The 6,299-nt window shown below is 58.3% G+C and carries 6 protein-coding genes and 1 pseudogene; 5 read left to right on the top strand and 2 right to left on the bottom strand.

Features of this window, described 5'->3' with window-relative positions:
* Positions 1–5 precede the first annotated feature (5 nt).
* Genes ACXYMO_RS14655 through ACXYMO_RS14670 form a run of 4 tightly spaced genes read left to right on the top strand, consistent with a single transcriptional unit; the run spans position 6 to position 4,473 of the window.
* Entirely contained in the window at positions 6–1,163 is a 1,158-nt protein-coding gene (locus ACXYMO_RS14655) for an FIST N-terminal domain-containing protein (RefSeq protein WP_458879464.1), read from the top strand.
* A complete protein-coding gene (locus ACXYMO_RS14660; protein ID WP_458879465.1) occupies positions 1,160–3,409 on the top strand; it encodes a hybrid sensor histidine kinase/response regulator in 2,250 nt (749 codons plus the stop codon). Before ACXYMO_RS14655 ends, ACXYMO_RS14660 begins: the two co-directional genes overlap by 4 nt.
* A gap of 45 nt (positions 3,410–3,454) precedes the next feature.
* A complete protein-coding gene (locus ACXYMO_RS14665; RefSeq protein ID WP_458879466.1) occupies positions 3,455–4,126 on the top strand; it encodes a hypothetical protein in 672 nt (223 codons plus the stop codon).
* A complete protein-coding gene (locus tag ACXYMO_RS14670; protein ID WP_458879467.1) occupies positions 4,123–4,473 on the top strand; it encodes a hypothetical protein in 351 nt (116 codons plus the stop codon). The genes ACXYMO_RS14665 and ACXYMO_RS14670 overlap by 4 nt, the downstream gene beginning before the upstream one ends.
* On the opposite strand, the gene ACXYMO_RS14675 is transcribed toward ACXYMO_RS14670, so the two are convergent.
* Together ACXYMO_RS14675 and ACXYMO_RS14680 are read right to left on the bottom strand one after the other, a co-directional pair.
* Positions 4,470–5,282, bottom strand: coding sequence for a quinoprotein dehydrogenase-associated SoxYZ-like carrier (locus ACXYMO_RS14675; RefSeq protein ID WP_458879468.1), 813 nt, complete (start codon positions 5,280–5,282; stop codon positions 4,470–4,472). The two genes, ACXYMO_RS14670 and ACXYMO_RS14675, sit on opposite strands and share 4 nt — an antisense overlap.
* A 130-nt stretch (positions 5,283–5,412) precedes the next feature.
* Positions 5,413–6,024 (bottom strand): hypothetical protein, encoded by a 612-nt coding sequence (locus ACXYMO_RS14680; RefSeq protein WP_458879469.1) that lies wholly within the window; start codon positions 6,022–6,024, stop codon positions 5,413–5,415.
* A gap of 152 nt (positions 6,025–6,176) precedes the next feature.
* Here ACXYMO_RS14680 and ACXYMO_RS14685 point away from each other — a divergent pair.
* A pseudogene (locus tag ACXYMO_RS14685) lies at positions 6,177–6,299 on the top strand (S-(hydroxymethyl)glutathione dehydrogenase); the annotation flags it as partial.

Raw genomic sequence — 6,299 nt, forward strand, 5'->3', positions numbered from 1 at the left:
CTCTGATGCTTCAGGTGCCGTCCAGGCCGTCATCCGTTGGCGTTGCCGTTTCATATGAACCCAACGCGGTCAGCGCGGTGGCCGATGTCGCGTCTCAGCTGGATACACGCGACACATGTTTCCTGTTGGTATTTGCCCCCGATGGTCTGGTTCTGGATGATCTGGCCGGGGCACTGAACGCGGAATTTGCCGGCCTGCCCGTGTTCGGGTGCAGCACCGCAGGACAGATCACCCCCGAAGGATATGAAACCAACGCCCTGCTGGTCATTTCCTTCCCGAAACAGCATTTCCGGTGTGCCTCGATGATGATTTCGCCGCTGAAACCCCTGTCGATCAAACAAATCGCTGCGGATGTGCGCAAACTGTCGGCCCAATTCCAGAAAACGGCCAACTGGAACCGTCTGGCGCTGACCTTTGCGGACGGGCTGTCCAAGCAGGAGGATATGCTGGTCGCCGCGCTGGAAACCGGGCTGGACGATATGCCGGTGTTTGGCGGATCGGCGGGCAATGGTCTTGCCTTTCGGGAAACCTTTGTCCTGCACAATGGCAAGTTTCAATCAAATGCGGCCATCGTGATCTTGCTGGAAACCGATCTGGAATTTGCCGGTCTGGGGTTTGATCATTTCCTGCCGACCGACCACCAGATGGTGGTGACCGAGGCGATCCCCGAGGAACGGCTGGTTCTGGAAATCAACGGGGCCCCTGCCGCTTTGGAATATGCGCGGCTGGTCGGAGTCGAGGTTGATCAGTTGTCGCCGCGCGTCTTTGCGGAAAATCCTGTTCTGGTGCGCAATAACGCGCTTTATCACGTGCGCGCCATTCAAGAGGTTCAGCCGGGCGGCGCGTTGTCCTTTCTGTCGGCCATCGATGACGGGCTTTTGCTGACGCTGGGGCGGGGGCAGGAAATCCTTAAAACACTGGAGGCCGGACTGGATGTGCACGACGCGCGCGGCGCGGCGCCCGATTTCGTATTGGGGTTTGACTGCTTTCTGCGCAAACTTGAAATCGAACAGAAACAACTGACCACCGCGGCATCCAAAATCCTGCGTGCGCGTCAGGTTCTGGGGTTCAACACCTATGGTGAACAACACTGTGGTGTGCATGTGAACCAGACCTTTGTGGGCGTCGCATTTTTCGAGCCGAGAAAGCGAGACCTGCATTGATCGACCCCGACGACCCACTTGACGTTCAGGTTGCCAAACAGGCCCGGATCATCGAGGCGCTGGTCCGTCGGGCAGGGCGGCAACATGATGTCGGCAGTTCGGCCTATTCGGCGTTTCAGTCTGCCATCGCCCTTCAGGGTCAGGTCTGGGCCAAGACCCGCGATCTGGAACGCGCCTCGAATGAGCTTGAGCTTTTGCGGTTCGACCGCGAGCAGACGCAAAAGAACTTGTCGGATGCGCTGTCTGTCATGGAGGGGGGGTTCGCCCTGTTCACCGACGGCAAGCTGCAGGTGTGCAACGATCTGTTCAAATCGCTTTTGCCCGATATCACCGATCAGATACTGCCCGGTTTGACCGTGGGAGAGTATTTCAGCGCTGTGGAATCCAGCGGCCACCTGGTCGGCGTGGACCAAAAGAACCAGCGCAATCTGTCGGACAGTCAACGTGAACCCGCCAACAGCGCGCGGGTCTCCTTTGTTCTGGAACTCGAAGGCGACCGCTGGTTCCAGATCAGCCAGCAACGGACCAGTTCGGACAATGTGATCATCCTGCAGACCGAGATCACCGATATCGTCCGAAAAAACAGGTCGGAAAAGAACCTGCTGATCGACATGCAGGCGCATTACCTGCAAGCCGCTTTCGATCACATGAGCCTTGGCATCTGCACCTTTTCGCGCGCCGGGACGGTCATGATTCAGAATGACCGGTTTCGCGAACTTCTGGGGCTGCCGGTCAAACTGGCCAAGAACGGGACGAGTTTTTCCCACATTCTGGAATTCATCAAAGAAAATTACCTGCTGTCGGCAAGTGACCTCCAGGCCATTGACGGCTGGCCCAAGAAACTGCGCGACGAAGGGCGGCTGCGCGAGCGTCTGCGCCATGTCAGCGGCAGGATGCTGGATCTGCATGTGCACCTGCTGCCCGATCGCGGGTTCCTGGTGGATATCAAGGATGTCACGCTTGAGTCGCGCACAACCGAGTTGCTGGAAAAACGGGTCGAGGAAAGAACCTTTGAACTGACCGAGGTGAACCGTCGCCTGACGGAGCAGTACGAGGATCAGGCCCGCGTCGAAGAAGAACTGCGCCTTGCCAAGGAAGAGGCCGAGGCCGCCGTATCGTCGAAAACCCGGTTCCTTGCCGCCGCCAGCCACGACCTGCTGCAACCGATCAATGCCGCCAAGCTGCTGATTTCGACCCTGTCGGACATGTCGCGCGGAACCAACATGGCCAATCTGGTCGAACGTCTGGACGGATCGTTCACGTCGATGGAAACCCTGCTGCACGCGCTGCTTGATATTTCGCGGCTGGAAAGTACCGGAAGCGGCCTTGCCCCCACCGAATTTTGCCTCGGCACGCTGATGCAGACAGTGATCGAAGACCAGTTGCCCGTCGCCGAGAAAAAGGGTGTGCAGCTGGATTTTGTGCCGTCCTCGGTCTGGGTCCGCAGCGATCAGCGGTATTTGCTGCGTTCGATCCAGAACCTTGTGGTGAACGCGATCCAGTACACGGAAAAGGGGCGCGTTCTGGTCGGGTGCCGGCGCAAGGATGACGCGGTCATTCTTGAAGTCTGGGATACCGGTATCGGGATTTCCGGCAAGGATCAGAAACGCATCTTTGATGAATTCACCCGCGCCGAGAATGTACCGCCAGGGTCGGGCATGGGGTTGGGCCTGTCGATCGTCGACCGAACCTGCCGGCATTTGGGCCACAAGGTTGGCGTGCGCTCGAAACCAGGTGTCGGATCGGTATTCTCGATCGAAATGGACGTGGTACAGGTGCGTCCCCAGGCCCGGATACCGGAACTGAAAGTGCGCCATAACCCCGACGCCGAAATGAACCTGATCGTTCTTGTGGTCGAAAACGACCCCGATGTCCTTTTTGCCACGGTGCAAAAGCTGGAAAGCTGGGGCGCCAGTGTTCTGGGCGCGCGCTCGACATACGAGGCGCGGGAAATGGTGCGCGACATGGGCATCGCCCCCGACATCATCCTGGCCGACTATCAGCTAGATGGCGATGACACGGGCATCCGCGCGATCAAAAACATCCGCGCCGACACGGGCACGCATGTGCCCGCAGTCATGATCACCGCCGACCGGAGCATTTCCCTGGTCAAGGCCGGGTCGGAAAACGATTTCACCGTTCTGACCAAGCCGGTTCAACTGTCGCGTCTGCGTCCGCTGATCGATTGGAAAACCCGGCGCGAGCGTGCCGATCCCTATGGGCTCACAGACAAAAGTATCGCGTGACGACCCATTCGATTTCTATAGGCTGACGGTGGGAGGAAATCGATAATGTACAAAGCTTTGGTTTGTCTGATCGCCGTGTTGGTGACATTTGCACAGCCGGTCGTGGCCGAAGAGAAAGGCCATGAAACCTATGACCTTCTGTTCAGGAACGGCACGCTGAACGATGTGCCCAAGGACCTGCATCTGGTCTATGAACGGGTGGTCACCAACACGATCAAGCCCGAAACCGCCGAGCGCGATACCGGCACTGTCGAACTGGGCTTTGCGGGGGGCGAACCATTGCAGGCGCGGTTGAAGTTCATTCAGGACGACAAGTACCGCAATCTGGGGTCTTTCCCGGCCAGCGTGGGCAATCCGATCGTGATGTATTTCGTGGAAACCGTTGTGCGGGATATGGCCGAAACGGCGGGGGGCAGCCCGTTTTACATCCGCAACCGGGTCAAGGACGCGCTGGTGCAGCCAGCAGAAATCGAAAACCTGAACATGGACTATGACGGGCAAACCATTTCCGCGACATCGGTGGTGATGCGCCCGTTCAGCGCCGATCCGAACAAGGAACAGATGAAAGGGTTCGGCGATCTGGAGGTGACGGTCGTGATGTCCGACGCGGTTCCGGGATGGTATCATTCGCTGAGCGCGCGTGTGCCGGATGGCGACAGTGACGGCATGATCTATGACTCTACCCTGACCTTTGAAAGCCTGGATGCGTCGAAATGAGATATGCATTTGCGGCCCTGGTGGCCACGGGTCTGGCCCTGCCTGTCAACGCACAGGGCGTGGCATCCCAGTTCAACGATTACCCAACCGCGGCGCGGGCGGATTATGTGTTTGCCTGCATGGCCACAAACGGTCAAAGCCGCGATGTGTTGGAAAAATGCGCCTGTTCGATCGACGTGATCGCGTCGATCCTGCCCTATGACAAATATGTCGAGGCCGAAACCGTCCTGTCGCTGCGCCTGACGGGCGGCGAGCGGATGGCAATCTTTCGCAGCGCCGCTGTCGCCAACGAAATCGTGGCGGACCTGCGCCGCTCTCAGGCCGAGGCCGAGATCATCTGTTTCTAGGCTTGACCGGCCTTGGGCAGCACCTGCTCGAAAACGTTGCCTTCGGTGTCGCGGGCGCGCACGCGCAGGTCGGGTGAGCCGTTGTCGTTATAGTCAAAGCGGAACACGGGGTTTTCGCTGATCGAAATCCCGCCTTCCATGACAAACAGCATCTCATCGCCCTGGTAAACTTCCAGCTTGTCGATGAAATGCGCCGCGATGAACAGCTGGGTCACCTGATCGCGCTGCAGACCGGAATAGTTGGGGTGCCGGATCATGATCTGCGCTTCGCGGCGGGCCTTGGACATCAGCGGCTTGGCGTCAAAATGCTTCAGCTTCATCTGCCCCATCGACGCAAGCGCCAGTTCGGCGTCCTTGGTGGCCGGTGCGGAACACCCGCCCGATGCCTTGACGAAGCGGCCGTTCATGAAACTGCCGTTGTCGGTTTCGGCGATGATACGCAGGTTCGAATACATGTTGACCCGCACGCGCAATTCCATGTTCAGCGGGGCCATCGCCTCGCCAAAGGTCAGATCGGCGGCCAGCGGGGCGGGGTTTTCATCAATCACGATTTTAGCGCTCTTGATGCGAACCGACGGGTCGGTCTGGCGGATCAAAACCGGCACCGTGGCGGCGTCATGCGCGCGGTAAGGTGCTTCGACCTCGAACAGGGCAGACCCGTCCTGAAGGGTGGCGTCGCCTACGATGTCGATTTTCAGTTCGGCCCAGGTTTCGCCTGCGTTGAGCGGGTTTTTGACGGCGGCGTTTTCGGCGAATGCCGACCCCGAGGTAAGCGCTGCAAGCACCATTGCCAGGACGAATGTCTTCATCGGATCCTCCCACTTTTCGCGATTGACTGTGGAATATGCCACAAAAAGAGGCAAAAATATACTAGATCATTTGTCTAGATCGTTCACGGTTGCGTGCTCGGCCCCGGTGTCGTCCCGGTAAAACCACGACTTATTGCTGGGTTTCCGCAATCAGCATCTGTGCAATCGCATAGAGCCGTTTTTCCAGCAGCACGGGCGTTTCACAGACATAAATCAGCGATTGCGCCCGGTCGGTGTAAATGCGCTCGTCCCAATCAAGCTGCTCTTCCAGCGCATCGACCTTGTCATAATCGGGGTCGTCCGCGCGCATCAGGTCGGTCATGGTCTTGCGGGTGGCGTCAATTCTTTCGGACATGGCGATCTGGGACTGCGAATATTCCTCGATACCCTTCATGATCGTTTTCCGCGTCGTTGACAGGCGGTCGAAGGTTTCCGAAAAAATGTGCCCCATGATGGCCTGGTCATTGCCATGGGTCGCCGCGAAATCAACGATCAGGGGGCGGATTTCTTCCAATTCGAACCGCCGCAGGATCAGGCGGCTGACAATGTCCTGCACATCCTGTTCGGCGGCTGGGGATAGGTCGACATCCTCGATCGGGTAGGGCCACATGATGCCGACCGACAGGTTTTCGACCTTGCGCTGAACGCAGGGCCACGTGGGATCGGAAAAATCCGCGGCACCCACGGGCCACGCAAGGAGGCTGGCGATCAATGCCCAGCCCAGTTTCCCACCAAATTTCATGCGCAGTTCCCCCCTGGTCGCGGACCTTAACGCAGACTCATCCAGAGTCCACCGGGACCCAATACCAACCAATGTATCAGTTGTTCGAAATGGCCCCCCCTCTCATACTTTTGAAAAGCGCCACTGATGCGATAAATTTTTGGGAGGACAATATGCGGACACGTGCGGCGGTTGCGCTGGCGGCTGGGAAGCCTTTGGAGGTGATGGACGTTAACCTTGAGGGTCCGCGTGCGGGCGAGGTTCTGGTCGAGATCAAGGCGACGGGGCTTTGCCAT

Source organism: Arenibacterium sp. CAU 1754 (assembly GCF_054482635.1).